We start from the raw sequence: 16645 nt of genomic DNA, 5'->3' as shown, positions 1-16645 counted from the left end.
TGAACGAGAGCGCTCCAAGTCCGGAGCCAAGTCCGGGAACCTCCATGTGCTGGAATCGGTGATGAAGCTCATTTTCTTCATCTGTGGCTTTATTGCCATTGCATTCGTGCTGGTGATTACCATCTATCTCATTCTCTCCGGCCTGCCCGCCATCCAAGAGATCGGCTTGGCGGAATTCCTCTTTGGTACCGAGTGGGCCTCCACAGCAGAGGAGCCTAAATTTGGCATCCTGCCCTTGATCCTCACCTCGGTCTATGGTACTGCCGGGGCCATCGTCATTGGTGTGCCCATTGGCTTTCTTATGGCCATGTTCCTGTCCAAGGTGGCGCCCCGCCGGGTGGCCAGTGTGATTCGTCCTGTGGTGGACCTGCTGGCAGGCATTCCCTCCATCGTCTACGGTCTGGTGGGTCTGATGGTGCTGGTGCCCTTTGTGCGCACCACCTTCAAAACCGCCGCTGGTGAGAGCCTGCTGGCCTCCATCGTGGTGCTGGCGGTTATGATCCTGCCCTCCATCATCTCCGTGTCGGAGACCGCCTTGAATGCGGTGCCCCGGGAGTATGAGGAGGCCTCCCTGGCTCTGGGCGCCACCGAGATCGAGACCTATTTCCGTGTCTCCGCCCCCGCCGCCAAAAGCGGTATTGCTGCGGCAGTGGTGCTGGGCGTGGGCCGTGCCATCGGTGAGGCCATGGCCATCATGATGGTGGCGGGCAACGTGGCTAACATGCCCGACCTGCTCTCCAGCGTTCGTTTTCTCACCACTGGTATTGCCGTGGAGCTGGCCTACTCCAGCGGTCTGCAGCGCCAGGCCCTGTTCTCCATCGGGCTTGTGCTGTTCCTGTTCATCATGTTCATCAACGTGATCCTCAACGTAGTTCTCAAGCGAAAGAAGGAGGGGTGAGCGAAATGGAACCTATGAATCAACAACTGGTCATGGATCAGGGGCTGTCTGCCAGCCGAAAAGTGTACAACGGGGTCATGCGCACCCTGATCTATGTGGCCGCCGCCATTGTGGTGGGACTGCTGGTTTTCCTGTTGGTGTACATCTTCTACCGTGGTCTGCCCAACCTCTCCTGGCAGTTCCTCACCACTGAGGAAAGCGTGGTCAAGGACATTCAGGGCATTGGCCCCGCTATTCTCAACACGCTGTACGTCATTCTGGCCACTCTGGTGGTGGTGCTGCCTCTGGGTGTGGGAGCCGCCATCTACCTCACAGAGTATGCCACCAACCGCAAACTGGTTGCCACCATTGAGTTTGCCACTGAGACTCTGGCTGGTATCCCTTCCATCATCTACGCCCTGGTGGGTGTGCTGGTCTTTGCAGAATCTCTGGCTCTGGGCAAAACCCTGATTGCCGGCGCCTTCACCCTGGTGATCATGACCCTGCCCACCGTCATCCGCACCACCCAGGAGTCACTGAAAACCGTGCCCCAGTCTTACCGGGAGGGCTCTCTGGGTCTGGGCTCAGGCAAGTGGCACATGATCCGCACCGTGGTGCTTCCCTCCTCCATCGACGGCATTGTCACCGGCTGTATTTTGTCCATTGGCCGCATCGTGGGTGAGTCTGCCGTGCTGCTGTACACCGTGGGTATGAGCATGCGGATGCAGGACTTTTTCCAGAATGGACTGGAGAGTTTTCTCTCCAGCTCCGGCTCTACCCTCAGCGTGGCCTTGTACGTCTATGCCAAGGTGCGTGCCGACTTCGATCTGGCTTTCTCGGTGGCTGTGGTGCTCATCGTCATCACCCTGGTCATCAACCTGGCTGCCAAGTTCATGGGTAAAAAATTAAAGAAAAACTAAGGAGACGCCATTATGGACCATAATATTATCCTTACGGCCAAGGGCCTGAACCTGTGGTACAGCGAAAACCACGCCCTCAAAGATATCAATCTGGACATTCCCCAGAACCAGGTCACTGCTCTCATCGGCCCCTCCGGCTGCGGCAAATCCACCTTCCTCAAGACCCTGGATCGGATGAACGACCTGGTGCCGGGGGTGAAGATTGAGGGCAGCGTACAGTACCGGGGCCTGGAGATTTACGACCCCAAAGTGAATGTGACTTGGCTGCGCAAGCAGATCGGCATGGTGTTCCAAAAGCCCAATCCCTTCCCCATGTCCATTTACGACAACATCGCCTACGGTCCCCGCACCCACGGCATCCGCAACAAAAAGCAGCTGGACGAGATCGTGGAGAAGGCCCTGCAAGGCGCTGCCATCTGGGACGAGGTGAAGGACCGTCTGAAGAAGTCCGCTCTGGGTCTGTCCGGTGGCCAGCAGCAGCGAATCTGCATCGCCCGTGCCCTGGCAGTGGAGCCTGACGTGCTGCTCATGGACGAGGCTACCTCTGCTCTGGACCCCATCTCCACATCGAAAATCGAAGATTTGATTGCAGATTTGAAAAAATCGTATACAATAGTGATTGTGACCCATAACATGCAGCAGGCCACCCGTATCTCCGACCGCTGCGCCTTCTTCCTCCACGGCGAGCTGGTGGAGGTAGACGACACCGAGAAGCTGTTCTCTGTCCCCAAGGATAAGCGCACCGAGGACTACATCACCGGACGATTCGGTTAAGGAGGAAATGCTGTATGAGAAAAACATTTGACGCTGAGCTGGTGGAGCTCAGTCACCAGCTCACTGCCATGGGCACAGTCACCCAGGATGCCATCGACCTGGTCACCGCCTCCCTCACCCAGGGTAAGGCGGAGGGTGCGAAGGCCACCATTGAGATGCGCAACACCATGGACCAGATGGAGCGGGACATTGAGAACCGCTGCATGTCCCTGCTGATGCGCCAGCAGCCTGTGGCCCGGGACCTGCGCACCATTTCCGCTGCCATGAAGATGGTCACCGATTTGCAGCGCATTGGAGATCAGGCCGCCAACATTGCCGAGATCTCTCTGCTCATTGCCGAGAGCGGCGAAAAGCCCGAGGTGCCCCAGGAGATCGTGGCCATGAGCCGCCAGGCGGGGCTTATGGTGCGCCAGGCCATTGCTGCCTATGTGGATCGGGATGAGAACACCGCCCGGGCTGTCATCAACCTGGACGATGTGGTGGACGACCTGTTTGTCCAGCTCAAAAAGATCCTGGTGGAGCGCATTGCCAGCCGGGCTGACCACTCCGACCGTTCGGTGGATCTCATCATCATCGGTAAGTACCTGGAGCGGGTGGCTGACCACGCCGTGAACATTGCCAACTGGGCAATCTTCTGTGTCACCGGAGAAATTCAGTAAGAAAAAGGAGAGAGCTGCCATGGCCCTACGCATTGCGGTGGTGGAGGATGACGAGTCCATCCGCACCATGTTAGAGTATTATTTCAAATCCATGGGTCATGAAGTACTGGCCTTTGAGAGCGGAGAGGATTTCTTTGCCGCCGCTCCCATGGCAGACCTGGCACTGCTGGACGGGATGCTCCCCGGCATGGACGGGCTGGAGATTGTCCGCCGCCTGCGCGCAGAGGAGGCCACGGCCAAGCTGCCCATCATCATGCTCACTGCCCGCCAGACCGAGATGGACAAGGTCACTGCCCTGGATCTGGGGGCGGACGATTACATCGCCAAGCCCTTCGGGGTCATGGAGCTGCAAGCCCGGGTCAATGCCGTGATGCGCCGGGTGGGGGATCGGGACCCCATGCTGCGCTATCGGGATTTGGTCATTGATCCTGCTGGACGCACCGTCACCCGGGGTGGGGAGGATGTGGCTCTGACCTACAAGGAGTTTGAGCTGCTGTGTCTGCTGGTGCGCCGCCGGGGTACGGTGCTCACCCGGGACGAGATCCTCGCCGCCGTGTGGGACTACGACTTCACCGGGGAGACCCGCACCGTGGATATGCACATCAAGGCCCTGCGCCAGAAGCTGGGAGAGGGCTACATCACCACGGTGCGTTCTGTGGGCTATAAAATGGGGTGAAAGACGTTGAAAAAGAAGCTGACCATATCCATTTTTCTCATTGCGGCCCTGTCTGTGGTGCTCTCCGCTGTGGTGGGCATCTGGATCTTCCGCCAGCGGGAAATGTCCACCGCCCGGTCCAATCTCACCGAGCTGCTGGCTCTCATGGATGCCCAGAACTATGAGACTTGGACGGAGGAGCTGCTGGAGCAGTTCACCAAGGCGGCTCCGGAGAAGCGTCTGACCATCATTGCCCCGGATGGGACGGTGATGGGAGATACCGATGCCGAGCCCCAGGAGAACCATACCGCTCGTCCGGAAGTGGTGCTGGCCAAGAAAGATGGAGTGGGGGAGGATGTGCGCCGCTCCGCAACCACGGGAATCAACACTCTCTATGTGGCCCGGGTGTTCACCGATGGATACATAGGTCGGGCGGCCATGTCCCTGTCTTCTGTGAACGCCTTGGTGGCCCAGACCGCTGTTGGTCTGATTGTAGCTGCCGTGCTGTCTCTGGTGCTGGCCTTTGTGCTGGCTCGGCGGCTGGCCACCTCCACTGCAAAGCCGGTGGAAGAGGCGGAGGTGGCAGTGCGCCAGGTGGATGAGACCCTGCAATCGGCACGCAGTGAGTTTACCGCCAATGTCACCCACGAGCTGAAGACCCCCCTGACCTCCATCAAGGGCTTTACCGATATGCTCTCGTCGGGCATGGTGTCCAAGCCGGAGGATCAGAAGCGATTTCTGACCATGATCTCGGTGGAGGTGGATCGCCTGTCCACCCTGGTGGATGACATCCTCACCGTCTCTGAGCTGGAGACCGTGGCGGGTGCCACCGGCATGGAGCGGGCGCCTCTGATGAGCATCACCCGGGAGGTGGAGACCATTCTCCAGCCCCAGGCGGAGAAGGCTGGGGTCAAGCTGAACGTCACCGGTGGTGAGGTGGAGGCCTGCATCGCCCCTGACCGCTTCAAGGAAGTGGCCATCAACCTGATGGAAAACGCCATCAAGTACAACCGCAAGGGGGGACGGGTCACCGTCACCGTGGAGCCTGTGGGCAACCAGGCGTACTTTGTGGTGGCAGATACCGGCATCGGCATCCCCGAGGAGAGCCAGAGCCGTGTCTTTGAGCGGTTCTACCGGGTGGATAAGGGGCGAAGCCGTGTCGCTGGCGGTACCGGCTTAGGGCTGGCCATCGTCAAGCACATTGTGGCCCTGTACGAGGGCAACATCAAGCTGGCCAGTGTGGTGGGCTCCGGTACCACCGTGTCGGTGACCCTGCCTTTGGCCAAGAAGTAAATACAAGAAAGAACAAGTGCTATCCAGAGCGGATAGCACTTGGAGCGTGTCGAAAAAGTTCGACACGCTTCTCAAAAATGCAAGCATTTTTTCGAGGGGATGCAGCCCGCTGCGCGCAGAATCGGGTCAAAGGACGACCCGATTCCACACTGGCGGGCTGAGATGTGTTTTTTTCGATGCTCATGTCCCCGAAAAAAACAGATTTTGATTTATTTTTCCATCCTCGGATGGAAAAACTCTGCCGAGGGCTTTTTGACGATGCAAGATCATCTGCCCTTCTTGCATTGACGTGAGCTTTTTCGACAGTCTGCAAGTGCTATCCAGAGCGGATAGCACTTGCTTTTTATAGGTTTTCGTTTTTCAGCGCCTCCACCAGCTGCTTTTTTCCCGCCTTCCGGGCGGCGTAGGCCATGGTGGCAAACACCACCACAAATACGCTCAGGCAGGCGATGCCCAGGGGAATCCAGGGCACCTGGAAGGGGAGGGGGTAGCCATAGGAAATGGCATCGTAGATGAGGTAGCTGATGAAGATGGACACGGGAATGCCCAACAGGAGGGCCCGGGTGCCGTAGAGGATGCACTCAAAGCCCAGCATCCGCCGCATCTCCCGCCGGGTCATGCCCACCGACTGGAGCATGGCGAAGTCCCGGGTGCGGAGCATCACGTTGGTGGAAATGGTGTTGAACACGTTGGTCATAGCCACCAGGGAGATGAGGGCGATGAAGCCGTAGGAGAACACGTTGATGATGGTGATCATGTTCCGGTCAGCTTCCTGGGAGCCAGCGTAGTTGCGCAGACCACGGGCACTCATTTTATGGGCGGACAGCCAAGTCTGGATGTCCTCTTCTGCCTGTTGGTGGTCCGAGGCCAACATATAGATATAGGAGTAGTAGATTTCCTCCGAGGCTTCCAGGGGGAAGTCCTCCAGTTGGGACAGGGGGTAGAGCACCTTGACGGCTCCCTCGTTGGCCAAGAAATAGGGCCAATCTGCTTGTACTGAGGACACGTTCAGGGAGATGGTGTGAGACACCTGTTCCAGGGGGTAGAAGGTGGATTCTCCGGTATCTGCGTCAATGGCCTGCATCTGAGTGGTTTCATCCTCTCCTTCCAAAGGTCCGTTCCAATAGTGGTTGGGGATGGAATCAAAGGTCAAGGCAGTCAGAGAAGTGGGATTGCTCAACTGGTCCAGATGGACAAACTTCTCCTGCTGTTCGTCAAAGGCTGTGGTGCCGTCGAAGGCGATGCCAGAGGTGGAGGCGGGGTCCAGCTTCCGCTCCTCACATAGGGCCTGATAGGTTTCGTCGTCCACAAAACTTACCGTCAGGGATTGGTACACCGTTCCTTGGATGGGAGTGGACAGGTTCCACATTTGCTGGGTTACATCTTCCGGACGGTAGGCACCTGCCAAGGAAAACTCCACCACTAGCGCTGCGTCATCCACACTGCTCAGATTCTTAAGTTGCTGTTGGAGTTGTTGGGGGGTGACATCCAGCTTGGACGGGGAGAAGGACAGGCGCAGGTCATAGGTATCTCCACCGAAGGCACCCGACACCGATTGGGCCAGGGAGGAGGAGAAGGAGGAGGCGGAGACAAAGAGCACCACGCTGAGGAAGAGACTAAAGACGGTGGTGCGGTATTTCTTGGCGCTGCGCTTGTAGTACTTGACGCCTAAGACCCCGGGCAGGCCGAACAGCTTCCGGGTCAGCAGGGAGGGGCGCACCAGCTTTCGGGTACCGTGGATGTCCTGAGACTGGCGGATGGCCTCCATGGCGGAGACTTTCGTGGCCCGACGGGAGGGGATCCAGGCGGACAGCAGCACCGTCACCACGCCCAGCACCACCGCAATGAGCACCCCCAGCCAGGACACATGAAGCTCCATGGAGACAGCGGAAGTGCTGCGCAGAGAGGCGAAGAGATCACCCAAAAAGTGCAGGGTGATTCCAATGCCCAGAATACCGGACAGGACGCCCAGGGGTACGCCAATGGCACTGAGCACCAGGGCCTCAAAGCGCACCATTTTTCGCATCTGTTTTTTGGTGGCCCCCAGAGAGGAGAGCAGCCCAAACTGCCGGGTGCGTTCGGACACCGAGATGGCAAAGGCATTGTAGATGAGGATCACCGAGGCGGCCACAATCATGACAAGGACGATGGTGGCCAGGCGATAGATGACTGCGTAGAAGTTGCCGTATCGGGATATTCCGGAGTACATCAACACATTGGAGTTGGTTTCCTCTAGATTGTGGTCCTGTTGAAAAGTATAGACTTGGTGTGCATCTTCCAGGGATAGATACACGTTGCATAGGGTATCGTCGGATAGGTTGGGATCTGCGGCGGTAAAGACCGTGTATGCAGGGTTTGAGTAGGTGTCTAGGCCCCAGAATTCACAGATGCCCACCACGGTATAGGTGCGGGTCTCCCGAACCTCCAAAGTCTCCCCCTCCTCAAAGTTATAGGGGTTTTGTTCCCCCAGGGCAAGACCGTCCGACATCCGCTGGCCCAAGCCCAGGGTCAGGGTGTCGCCCACCTGATAGATGTGGGAACTGTTGTCCAAAAAGGACTGGGTGAGGACAATCTCGTCGGGCGAGGTGGGCAGACGGCCCTGGGAGAGGTGAAGGGGAAGTAAGTCGGTGTCTTGAGGAGACAAGCCCAGTACATAGAGATAGGGGGTGGATTCGCTGAGGCTGGTATTTGTTTCGGCGTAGCCCAGCTGCTGCAAATACACGGTTTTGGCTACGCCTTCGGTTTGGGACAACTGCTGACATTGGTTGTAAGGGAGGCTTTTCTGGCCTACGTACCAGCTGCCAAAGGAGTAGATATACCCGTCCAGCAGATACTGCTGAAAGCTGGAGGTGAAAGTGGTCACGGCACACAGCATGGCGGTGGACAGGATGATGCCGATGATGGTGACAATGGTGCGGGTGCGGTTTTGCCGCAGGGATTGCAGGGTGACTTTGCGCAGCACGTTCATGGACGAATCACCTCATCCCGCACGATTTTGCCGTCCTCAATGGCAATCACCCGGTCGGCCTGGAGGGCCAGCTGTTCATCGTGGGTGATGACAATGAGGGTCTGGTTGTAGGTGCGGTTGGACAGCCGAAGAAGTTCTACGATTTCCTGGCTGTTCTTGGAGTCCAGATTTCCCGTGGGCTCATCGGCCAGCACCACCGCCGGGGCATTCATCAGCGCCCGGCCAATGGACACCCGCTGCTGCTGACCGCCGGAGAGCTGGTTGGGCAGGTGCCGCTCCCGGCCCCGCAGTCCCAGGGTGTCCAGCAGCTCATTCAGCCGCTTGGGGTTGACCTTCTGCCCGTCCAGCAGCACGGGCAGAGTCATATTCTCCACCACGTCCAGCACGGGAATGAGGTTGTAAAACTGGTAGATGAGCCCCACCTGACGGCGGCGGAAGATGGCCAGCTTCTCCTCGTTTTGGGCGTACACGTCACAGCCGTCCACATATACCTTGCCGCTGGTGGGTTTGTCTACGCCCCCCAGCAAGTGCAGCAGGGTGGACTTACCCGAGCCGGAGGGGCCGATGATGGCCACAAATTCCCCTCGATTGACGGAAAAAGACACGTCATCCAGGGCTTTGACCTGATTTTCCCCGGTGCCGTAGGTTTTGCACAAGTGCTCCACACGAAGCAGTTCCATGTTCATTCCTCCTTTGGGATTGTGGCTATATCATAACAGAACCAGGTGACAGGGCCGTGACTTTTAAGTGACACATCCGTCACAAAGGGGACCGCTTTCTCAGACGGTCCCCTTGTAAAATCGCAGAATAAATTGTGCCCCTTGAGGGCTTCGATTGCGGGCCTGGATGGTACCCCCCTGGCCGGTGACGATGCGCTGGGACAGGGACAGGCCGATGCCAAAGCCGTGGGAGGTACGGGAGGAGCCTCGATAGAACCGCTCAAACAGGTGGGGCAAGTCCTGGGGGTCGATGCCTGGCCCGGTGTCCTCTACCACCAGCTCGCTAAACAGGGCATTTTCCCGCCCTCGTATGGTAATCTCTCCCCCCGCAGGGGTGTGCTCCATGGCGTTTTTGATGAGGTTGCCCACCGCCTCCGCCGTCCAGTGTACGTCCCCGGTGAAGGTGCCAGAGCATTCCACCCGAAAGGCCTGTTCCCGCAGCTCCATGGGGATGAGAAAGGGGGCGGCGGCCTGTTCCACCAGTTGCTCCAGAGGGATGGTCTCGGAGCGAAAGGGAATGGTGCCTGCCTCCAGCTTGGACAGCTTCAAAAGGGTGGTCACCAGCCAGTCCATTTGACCCAGCAGCTGGGACAGTTCCCGGCACAGCTTGGCCTTTCGCTGGGGGGTGAGGTCTTCCCGAGTGAGCAGTTCAGCCACCAGATTCATGGAGGTCAGCGGGGTGCGCAGCTGGTGGGACAGATCAGCCAGGGAGTTGGCCAGATACACCTTGTCCTCTTGCAGGGTCTGCTGCTGCTCCCGCAGGCGCACCGTCATCTTGTGGATCTCACTGCGTAAAATGCCCAGCTCGCCCTCGGTATACGCCTCCACCTCCAGGTGTTCTTCCCCATGGAGGATGCGGTTGAGGGTCTGGGAGAGCTGAGCCAGTTCCCGGTCGGTGCGGGCAGTGTTCCACGCTGCAATTCCCCAAAAGCCCAGGCACAGAGGGAGAAGCAGCAGCCCTCGTACCCCGGCAAAATGCACCCCCAGCCCGGTGACAGCCAGGGTGAGGGCCAGATACATCAGATGGGTGCGTGTTTTGTGTTCCAAAGCCCTCACCCCATCTCCGCTTTATACCCCATGCCCCGCACAGTCTTGATGAGGGCGGGGGCTTGGGGGTCGTCTTCGATTTTCTCCCGCAGCCGCTTGATGTACACCGTCAGGGTATTGTCATTGACAAAGTCCCCGGCGATGTCCCAGATGCCCTCCAGCAGTTGGCTGCGGGTGAGGACTGCCCCGGGGTGGTTGAGAAACATCAGCAGCAGCCGGTACTCCAGGGCGGACAGATTCAAGTCCTGCCCGTCCTTGGTGGCCCGGCCCCGTACCGTGTCCACCTCCACTGGGCCCAGGCGCACCAGACCGCCGCCGGAACTCGTGCGCCGCAGTACATTTTTGATGCGCATGAGCAGCTCCCGGGGCCGGAAGGGCTTGGGAATGTAGTCGTCCGCCCCCACCTCGAACCCGGTGACGGTGCTGTATTCGTCCCCGGATGCGGTGAGGAAGATCACCGGCAGGCGGTACAGGGCTTTCACCGCCGAGCACACCGCAAAGCCGTTGCCGTCAGAAAGAGAGATATCCAGCAGCACCAGGTCGAACCGCTCCTGCTCCAGGCACTCCAGCGCTTTGGCCTGGCCCTCGGCACTGCGTACCCGGAAGCCCTCCCCCTCCAGGTATTCCGTGAGGTTTTCCACAATGCGCTGGTCGTCCTCTACCAATAAAATCGTCTGCATGGTTTCACCCGCCTTTTTGGTCATGATACCATACATGAGTGTCTTTTTCCAGGGAGAAACACGCCAAGGGTGAAGAGAGGGCCTTCTCTTCTCCGATTTCTCAGGAAAATGTCCCCCTCTTGGCGGGAACGCTCCGCTGGGGTCCATTTTGAGTGGCCAAAATGGACGAAAAGCCACTTAGGGCGTTCCCCCCTAAGGACCTCCCTTTGGGTACGAGACTGGGCCTGCGTCAAGTCTAAATTCGGCCCGTCACCCTTGCTGTGGCGCCTAGTCGTGCCACCACACCAGGCTATTCTGGGCAACTGGCCCTACAGCCAGGTGGTTTCCACAGCCGGGCCTACCCTGGAGAAGCGGCGTTCCCGCCGCCGATAGCTGGGAACAGCGGCCCACCAGAGTAAGGCCCTGGAGGTAGAAGCACTGTCTGTCAGAGAAGTAGGTACTTTCTATAGAAGTTTCACACCATCTATGTGACCCCACCAGTCTAAGGGCCGCAAAGAGGAGGACGCAGGGACACCCCGTACCGCGGGGTGGATTCCACAAGGCGGGGGAAGGCCCCGCCTTTGGCGATTCTTTCCCCCATTTCTCATCGGGGAGAAATGGGGCCCAGCGGAGCGTCCCCGGCTGGGACGCAGGTTTGCGCCGGAGAAATCGGAGGAGTAGAGACTTCTAAAGCAGAGGAGGAGACAATGGGATGTATGCCCTATTGACACAGTAGGAAAATTGTCATAGAATCAAACCACTGTCTGAAAACAAAGGGAGAAGATCCTATGATTGAGTTAAAACATATCACCAAGCGCTTCCCCACCCCGGAGGGGGAGCTCACCGCCTTGCACGATGTGTCCCTGACCATTGGAGATGGGGACATCTTCGGCATTGTGGGCATGAGCGGAGCGGGCAAGTCCACCCTGGTGCGCTGCCTGAACCTGCTGGAGCGTCCCAGTGAGGGACAGGTGGTCATCGATGGGGAGGACCTGTGCGCCATGTCCCAAAAGGAGCTGACCCTGCGCCGCCGCTCCATCAGCATGATCTTCCAGCACTTCAACCTGCTCATGCAGCGCACCTGCCTGGATAATATCTGTTTCCCCATGGAGATTGCGGGAAAGAAGGGGGCTGAGGTGAAGAAAAAGGCCAAAGAGCTGCTGGATATTGTGGGCCTGCCCGACAAGGCGGACGCCTACCCCGCCCAGCTCTCCGGCGGCCAGAAGCAGCGCATTGCCATCGCCCGGGCCCTGGCCTCCGACCCTAAGATTTTGCTGTGCGACGAGGCCACCTCCGCCCTGGACCCTAAGACCACCCGGGACATTCTGCGCCTGATTCAGGACATCAACCGCCGATTGGGCATTACCGTGGTCATCATCACCCACGAGATGGGAGTGGTGGAGGAGATCTGCTCCCATGTGGCCATTCTGGACCACGGCGTGCTCCAGGAGACGGGGACGGTGGAAGAGGTGTTCTCCAACCCCAAGACCGAGGCGGGCCGCCGTCTGGTCTATCCCGACGGGGTGGTGCTGGATCAGCTGCCTGCCGCCAACGTTATCCGCATTGCCTTCAACGGCAGCTCCTCCTATGAGCCCCTCATCGCCTCCCTGGCCATTGACTGTGGGGTGAAGGTGAACATCCTGGGGGCAGACACCCGCAACGTGGACGGCAAGGCCTTCGGAACCATGCTGCTGGGCCTGCCTGAGAATGCTGAGGAGCGTTCCCGTGCCGTCCAGTACATCAAAAACCAACCCAATGTGACCATGGAGGAGGTGCACGACTATCATGGATAAGTTTATGGCTGATTTGATGGAAGTGTTCTCCAACGAGAAATACCTCCAGGAGTTTCTCACCGGCACTTGGGAGACCCTGTACTCCACCATTCTGGCCACCCTGGTGGCCTATGCGCTGGGCCTGATTCTGGGTGTGCTGCTGGTGGTGGGCGAGGAAAACGGGGTGCTGCCCCTGCCTCGTCCGGTGATGAAGGCGCTCAACGTGGTCATCAATATCCTCCGCTCGGTGCCTTTCCTCATTTTGATGATTATTGTGCTGCCCCTGAGCAAGGTGCTGGTGGGTACCCAGATCGGCACCATTGCCTCCATCCCGCCCCTGGTCATTGCCGCCGCCCCCTTTGTGGCCCGGCTGGTGGAGGCCTCCCTGCGGGAGATGGACAAGGGTGTGCTGGAGGCCGCCCAGGCCATGGGCTGCACCCCCTTCCAGATCATCCGCAAGGTGCTGCTCCCCGAGTGCCTGCCCTCCCTCATCTCCGGGTTCACCACCTCCTTCATCACCATCTTGAGCTACGGAGCCATGTCCGGCGCCATTGGCGGCGGCGGTCTGGGCAAGATCGCCATCAATTACGGCTACTACCGATATCAGCCTGCGGTGATGCTGGTGGCCGTGGTGCTCATTGTGATTTTGGTGCAGATTTTCCAGTCCCTGGGCACCTATTTTGCGGTGTCCCTGGATCGACGCATCACCAACAAGCGATCCAAGGCAGCTGGGAAAAAACACCGGGCAGAGAAGGCCGGGCTCCAATAATGTGTACAAAACCGAGAGAGCGAAACGCTCTCTCGGTTTATGTTTTGTGCAATGCGCTGGTTGACAACTGGGGTGGAGGAGGTTATACTTTTGCCCAGTAAAACAAAATACGGTCTCACAAAGGCAATGAAGAGAAGAGTAGGCGTGAAGATACGGCACAGAGAGCCCGGGTAGCTGGAAACGGGTACGGAAGGTCACGGTGAACATGGTCTCGGAGCTGCGCACCGACTGCAAGGGCCCTTGCATAGGCTGCGACGGGAGTGCCCGTCATCGCACAGGAGTATCGGATGGTAGTAGCTCACCCTCCCGCACTCTGTAAGGCTTTCATCGTGAGGTGAAAGTGAACCAAGGTGGTACCACGAAGCGAAAGCTCTCGTCCTTGACAGATGTTGATCTGTTGAGGGCGTTTTGTTTTATGCAGATAAATGATGAAGGAGAAATTACCATGAAAAAGAAGATTCTTGCTCTGACCCTGGCCGCTGCGGCCTCCCTGTCCCTGCTGGTGGGCTGTGGTTCCAAGACCGACGATGCCAAAGTGATTACCGTGGGCGCTTCCCCCGCCCCCCATGCCGAGATTCTGGAAGTGGCCAAGGATGTGCTGGCCGAGCAGGGCTACACCCTGAAGATCGTGGAGTACAACGATTACATCGTGCCCAACGAGGCAGTGGAGTCCGGCGAGAACGATGCCAACTACTTCCAGCACATCACCTACATGAACAATTTTAACGCTGAGAATGGCACCCATCTGGTGAGTGTGGCTGCCATCCACTATGAGCCCTTCGGCATCTATGCCGGCCGGGTGTCCGCTCTGGCCGATCTGCCTGACGGCGCTCAGATCGGCATTCCCAACGACCCCACCAACGGTGGTCGTGCTCTGCTGCTGCTCCAGGAGCAGGGGCTCATCAAGCTGGCAGACAACGTGGGTCTGGAGCCCACCAAGCTGGACATCGTAGACAATCCCCACAACTACAAGATCGAGGAGATCGAGGCCGCTCAGCTGCCCCGCTCTCTGGACAGCCTGGATATTGCCGTCATCAACGGCAACTACGCCATTGATGCGGGCCTGAAGGTGTCCGAGGCTCTGGCTGTGGAGTCTTCCCAGGGCGCCGCTGCCGAAGCCTATGCCAACATTGTGGCAGTCAAAGAGGGCAACGAGGACAACGAGGCCATCCAGGCTCTGGTGGCTGCCCTCCAGTCCGACGAGGTGAAGACCTACATCCAGGAGACCTACGACGGCGCTGTGGTGCCTCTGTTCTAAGCAGCATCAACCCTGAACGTACTGCACCAAGCTGTCCCACCACTCCAGCACCTTGAAGCGCAGCACATACTCTCCGTCCTGGCCGGAGATGAGGGAGATCTGGTCCTCGGATAAAACTCCGGAAGCGGAGGTGGCGACGCTCTCCTCACTCACCGAGCTGACACACAGGGGCGGGAACACCACACACCACCAGTTGTGGCCCTGCCCCTGGCCCAAAACCACCTGGAGGGAGCGATAGGTGCCGGCGGGCAGGGCGAAGTCGGTGTATTCCTTGGTGGGAAACCACTGGTCGGTGATGGTCACGGTGATGGGATAGTCCATGCCCGCCTCACCCAGCACCGCCGCCCCCGCCTGGGCCAGCTCTGAAAGGTGTGGCTCCAGGGCCTGCTCTGCCTGCTCTTGGCCGTTGACCCCATCCAGATAGGGGGTGGCGGCGGTGAGAATGGCGTCCCGTACCTGGAGCTTCACCGCCTGGTCGGCGTCGCTGTCTGAGTTGGCCACCACGTGCAGGCGCAGCACCTCATCGGCCAGGGCACGCTGGGTCACGCTGGCCCACATCCCAATGGTGAGCACCACGGCAAAGGCCATGAGCAGGGCCGCTTCCCAGCGGTATAAATGATGAGAATACATAAAAACACCGTCCTAAGTAAGAGATTGAAGTCTCTTACAGTATGGACGGTGTTTTTTGAGTTTAGTCCAAAAAATGCAAGCATTTTTTAAGTTGATCCGTAGGGGAGGGGCTTGCCCCTCCCGAATATCACAGGGCAATGTCCGGCTGCTTGCGGGCCGGACAAGCCCGGCCCCTACGGTGTTCTCAGCAGGGTCGGCAGACAAACACGTCTTTGTACTGCTCTTTCAAGGCATCGGCGGCCTGCTGGGCCTTGCCCTGGTCCTCATAGAGACCGAACACGGTGGGGCCGCTGCCCGACATGACAGCACCCAAGGCCCCGTGCTCAATGAGGGTGGCCTTGATCTCGTCCACCGTCTGGCGGTGGCGAGGCTCCAGCACGTCCTCAAAGACGTTGTACATCCGCCGGGCCACTCCGGTCAAATCGCCCCGGTGCAGCGCCTCCACCATGCCCTGATTGTCTGGCCGACGGGTGATTTTCTTCACATTCACCCGGCCAAACAGCTGGGGGGTGGAGATGGGGAAGGGAGGCTTGCACACCACAATGTGGCAGGAGGGCAGGGAGGGCAGAGGGGTGACATACTCCCCACGCCCCTCCACCAGGGCGGTGCCACCCACCACGCAGTAGGGCACGTCGGAGCCCACCTGCTCACCGATTTTGGCCAGCTCCAGGGGGGACAATTCAGTGCGATACATCTCGTTCATGGCCCGCAGTACGGCGGCGGCATCGGAACTACCCCCTGCCATGCCAGCACACACGGGGATGCGCTTGTCGATATGGATGTCCAGAACCTCTCCCTTCCCGGTGGCGCAGCGGAATGCCTGGGCCGCCTTTTGGGCCAGGTTGCTGCCGTCGGCGGGGAGAAAGGATAGGTTGGTGGACATGGCGCCCTCCCCCGGGGTGAGGGTGAGGGTGTCGGTGAGGTCAATGGACACCATGACCATCTGCAAGTCGTGATAGCCGTCGTCCCGGCGGCCCAGAATGTCCAGAGACAGGTTTAACTTGGCGTAGGCTTTTGTCTCCATGTGCGTCCTCCAAAGGGTTAGTCCATGGCAGCCACAATGGCGTTGAGCAGCTGGTCATACTCCTCCAGGGCAGGCACTTCCGGGTGCTCGGCCTGGATGGCGGGGGTGCTCTTGAAGAGGAACCCGGCCTTGCTGGCCCCGATCATGCCCAGGTCGTTGTAGCTGTCTCCGGCGGCAATGGTGGTAAAGCCTGCCGATTGCAGCGCCTTGACGGTGGTGAGCTTGGACTGGGGGCAGCGCATTTTGTGTCCGGTGATGGTGCCGTCGGGAGCCACCTCCAGGGTGTTGCAGAAGATGGTGGGCCAGCCCAGCTTGCGCATCAGGGGCTGGGCGAACTGTTCAAAGGTATCGCTGAGGATGATGACCTGGGTCTTCTCCCGCAGGGCGTCCAGGAACTCTTTGGCGCCCGGCATCGGGTCCAGGGTGGCAATGGTCTCCTGAATGTCGGACAGCTTCAGCCCGTGCTGAGCCAGAATATCCAGGCGGTAGCGCATCAGCTTGTCGTAGTCCGGCTCGTCCCGGGTGGTGCGCTCCAGCTCAGGAATGCCCCGGGCACGGGCAAAGGCGATCCAGATCTCGGGGACCAAAACCCCCTCCAAATCCAGACAGGTGATGTACATG

Annotated in this window: 16 protein-coding genes; 9 read left to right on the top strand and 7 right to left on the bottom strand. The window is 59.0% G+C overall.

Translation table 11 applies throughout. The annotated features are described in order from the left end of the window. Window positions 1-61: 61 nt before the first annotated feature. From pstC to H9X86_RS05360, 6 genes are read left to right on the top strand one after another with little or no spacing between them, the layout of a single operon-like run. A complete protein-coding gene (gene pstC, locus H9X86_RS05385) occupies window positions 62-898 on the top strand; it encodes a phosphate ABC transporter permease subunit PstC (protein WP_243416852.1) in 837 nt (278 codons plus the stop codon). 5 nt (window positions 899-903) lie between these two features. Beyond that, complete coding sequence (gene pstA / locus H9X86_RS05380; RefSeq protein ID WP_243416848.1) at window positions 904-1797, top strand: phosphate ABC transporter permease PstA; 894 nt, start codon at window positions 904-906, stop codon at window positions 1795-1797. Between the two features lie 12 nt (window positions 1798-1809). After that, window positions 1810-2571 carry a phosphate ABC transporter ATP-binding protein PstB gene (pstB, locus tag H9X86_RS05375; RefSeq protein ID WP_204900547.1) on the top strand — a complete coding sequence of 254 codons (762 nt, stop codon included), beginning with the start codon at window positions 1810-1812 and terminating at the stop codon, window positions 2569-2571. Window positions 2572-2585: 14 nt separating this feature from the next. Beyond that, window positions 2586-3230, top strand: a complete 645-nt coding sequence (gene phoU, locus H9X86_RS05370; RefSeq protein ID WP_204900546.1) for a phosphate signaling complex protein PhoU — start codon at window positions 2586-2588, stop codon at window positions 3228-3230. 19 nt (window positions 3231-3249) lie between these two features. After that, window positions 3250-3906: a response regulator transcription factor gene (locus H9X86_RS05365; protein WP_204900545.1), complete on the top strand. Its 657-nt coding sequence runs from the start codon at window positions 3250-3252 to the stop codon at window positions 3904-3906. 6 nt (window positions 3907-3912) lie between these two features. After that, entirely contained in the window at window positions 3913-5178 is a 1266-nt protein-coding gene (locus tag H9X86_RS05360) for a sensor histidine kinase (protein WP_243416847.1), read from the top strand. Window positions 5179-5521: 343 nt separating this feature from the next. Here H9X86_RS05360 and H9X86_RS05355 read toward each other — a convergent pair whose 3' ends face one another. The 4 genes from H9X86_RS05355 to H9X86_RS05340 form a co-directional block, all read right to left on the bottom strand. Continuing rightward, window positions 5522-8146, bottom strand: a complete 2625-nt coding sequence (locus H9X86_RS05355; RefSeq protein ID WP_204900544.1) for an ABC transporter permease — start codon at window positions 8144-8146, stop codon at window positions 5522-5524. After that, on the bottom strand, window positions 8143-8826 hold the full coding sequence (locus H9X86_RS05350) for an ABC transporter ATP-binding protein (protein WP_204900543.1): 684 nt from the start codon (window positions 8824-8826) through the stop codon (window positions 8143-8145). Before H9X86_RS05350 ends, H9X86_RS05355 begins: the two co-directional genes overlap by 4 nt. A gap of 99 nt (window positions 8827-8925) precedes the next feature. Further along, on the bottom strand, window positions 8926-9912 hold the full coding sequence (locus H9X86_RS05345) for a sensor histidine kinase (protein WP_204900542.1): 987 nt from the start codon (window positions 9910-9912) through the stop codon (window positions 8926-8928). Window positions 9913-9917: 5 nt separating this feature from the next. Beyond that, entirely contained in the window at window positions 9918-10592 is a 675-nt protein-coding gene (locus tag H9X86_RS05340; protein ID WP_204900541.1) for a response regulator transcription factor, read from the bottom strand. Window positions 10593-11359: 767 nt separating this feature from the next. Here H9X86_RS05340 and H9X86_RS05335 point away from each other — a divergent pair. The 3 genes from H9X86_RS05335 (at window position 11360) to H9X86_RS05325 (ending at window position 14370) form a co-directional block, all read left to right on the top strand. Beyond that, a complete protein-coding gene (locus H9X86_RS05335) occupies window positions 11360-12364 on the top strand; it encodes a methionine ABC transporter ATP-binding protein (protein WP_204900540.1) in 1005 nt (334 codons plus the stop codon). Further along, a complete protein-coding gene (locus H9X86_RS05330; RefSeq protein ID WP_204900539.1) occupies window positions 12357-13112 on the top strand; it encodes a methionine ABC transporter permease in 756 nt (251 codons plus the stop codon). Before H9X86_RS05335 ends, H9X86_RS05330 begins: the two co-directional genes overlap by 8 nt. 445 nt (window positions 13113-13557) lie before the next feature. Then, window positions 13558-14370: a MetQ/NlpA family ABC transporter substrate-binding protein gene (locus tag H9X86_RS05325; RefSeq protein WP_204900538.1), complete on the top strand. Its 813-nt coding sequence runs from the start codon at window positions 13558-13560 to the stop codon at window positions 14368-14370. Between the two features lie 6 nt (window positions 14371-14376). Here the strand turns inward: H9X86_RS05325 and spoIIR are convergent, their stop codons facing one another. The 3 genes from spoIIR to thrH form a co-directional block, all read right to left on the bottom strand. Next, window positions 14377-15000, bottom strand: a complete 624-nt coding sequence (gene spoIIR / locus H9X86_RS05320; protein WP_204900537.1) for a stage II sporulation protein R — start codon at window positions 14998-15000, stop codon at window positions 14377-14379. 184 nt (window positions 15001-15184) lie between these two features. Further along, complete coding sequence (gene ispE / locus H9X86_RS05315; protein ID WP_204900536.1) at window positions 15185-16024, bottom strand: 4-(cytidine 5'-diphospho)-2-C-methyl-D-erythritol kinase; 840 nt, start codon at window positions 16022-16024, stop codon at window positions 15185-15187. Window positions 16025-16041: 17 nt separating this feature from the next. Further along, a complete protein-coding gene (gene thrH, locus H9X86_RS05310) occupies window positions 16042-16644 on the bottom strand; it encodes a bifunctional phosphoserine phosphatase/homoserine phosphotransferase ThrH (RefSeq protein WP_204900535.1) in 603 nt (200 codons plus the stop codon). Window position 16645: the final 1 nt, after the last annotated feature.

Origin of the sequence: Pseudoflavonifractor capillosus (assembly GCF_016902575.1) — a bacterium.
Classification (GTDB): Bacteria; Bacillota; Clostridia; order Oscillospirales; family Oscillospiraceae; genus Enterenecus; species Enterenecus capillosus_A.
The sequence above is the reverse complement of the archived record's forward strand: the minus strand, read 5'-3'. Positions and strand labels throughout refer to the sequence as shown.

What these genes read in the sequence shown, in the direction of transcription:
- pstC (WP_243416852.1), top strand. Translation starts at nt 62, where the DNA reads ATGAAGCTCATTTTCTTCATCTGTGGCTTTATTGCCATTGCATTCGTG.
- pstA (WP_243416848.1), top strand. Translation starts at nt 904, where the DNA reads ATGGAACCTATGAATCAACAACTGGTCATGGATCAGGGGCTGTCTGCC.
- pstB (WP_204900547.1), top strand. Translation starts at nt 1,810, where the DNA reads ATGGACCATAATATTATCCTTACGGCCAAGGGCCTGAACCTGTGGTAC.
- phoU (WP_204900546.1), top strand. Translation starts at nt 2,586, where the DNA reads ATGAGAAAAACATTTGACGCTGAGCTGGTGGAGCTCAGTCACCAGCTC.
- H9X86_RS05365 (WP_204900545.1), top strand. Translation starts at nt 3,250, where the DNA reads ATGGCCCTACGCATTGCGGTGGTGGAGGATGACGAGTCCATCCGCACC.
- H9X86_RS05355 (WP_204900544.1), bottom strand. Translation starts at nt 8,146, where the DNA reads ATGAACGTGCTGCGCAAAGTCACCCTGCAATCCCTGCGGCAAAACCGC.
- H9X86_RS05350 (WP_204900543.1), bottom strand. Translation starts at nt 8,826, where the DNA reads ATGGAACTGCTTCGTGTGGAGCACTTGTGCAAAACCTACGGCACCGGG.
- H9X86_RS05340 (WP_204900541.1), bottom strand. Translation starts at nt 10,592, where the DNA reads ATGCAGACGATTTTATTGGTAGAGGACGACCAGCGCATTGTGGAAAAC.
- H9X86_RS05335 (WP_204900540.1), top strand. Translation starts at nt 11,360, where the DNA reads ATGATTGAGTTAAAACATATCACCAAGCGCTTCCCCACCCCGGAGGGG.
- H9X86_RS05330 (WP_204900539.1), top strand. Translation starts at nt 12,357, where the DNA reads ATGGATAAGTTTATGGCTGATTTGATGGAAGTGTTCTCCAACGAGAAA.
- H9X86_RS05325 (WP_204900538.1), top strand. Translation starts at nt 13,558, where the DNA reads ATGAAAAAGAAGATTCTTGCTCTGACCCTGGCCGCTGCGGCCTCCCTG.
- spoIIR (WP_204900537.1), bottom strand. Translation starts at nt 15,000, where the DNA reads ATGTATTCTCATCATTTATACCGCTGGGAAGCGGCCCTGCTCATGGCC.
- ispE (WP_204900536.1), bottom strand. Translation starts at nt 16,024, where the DNA reads ATGGAGACAAAAGCCTACGCCAAGTTAAACCTGTCTCTGGACATTCTG.
- thrH (WP_204900535.1), bottom strand. Translation starts at nt 16,644, where the DNA reads ATGTACATCACCTGTCTGGATTTGGAGGGGGTTTTGGTCCCCGAGATC.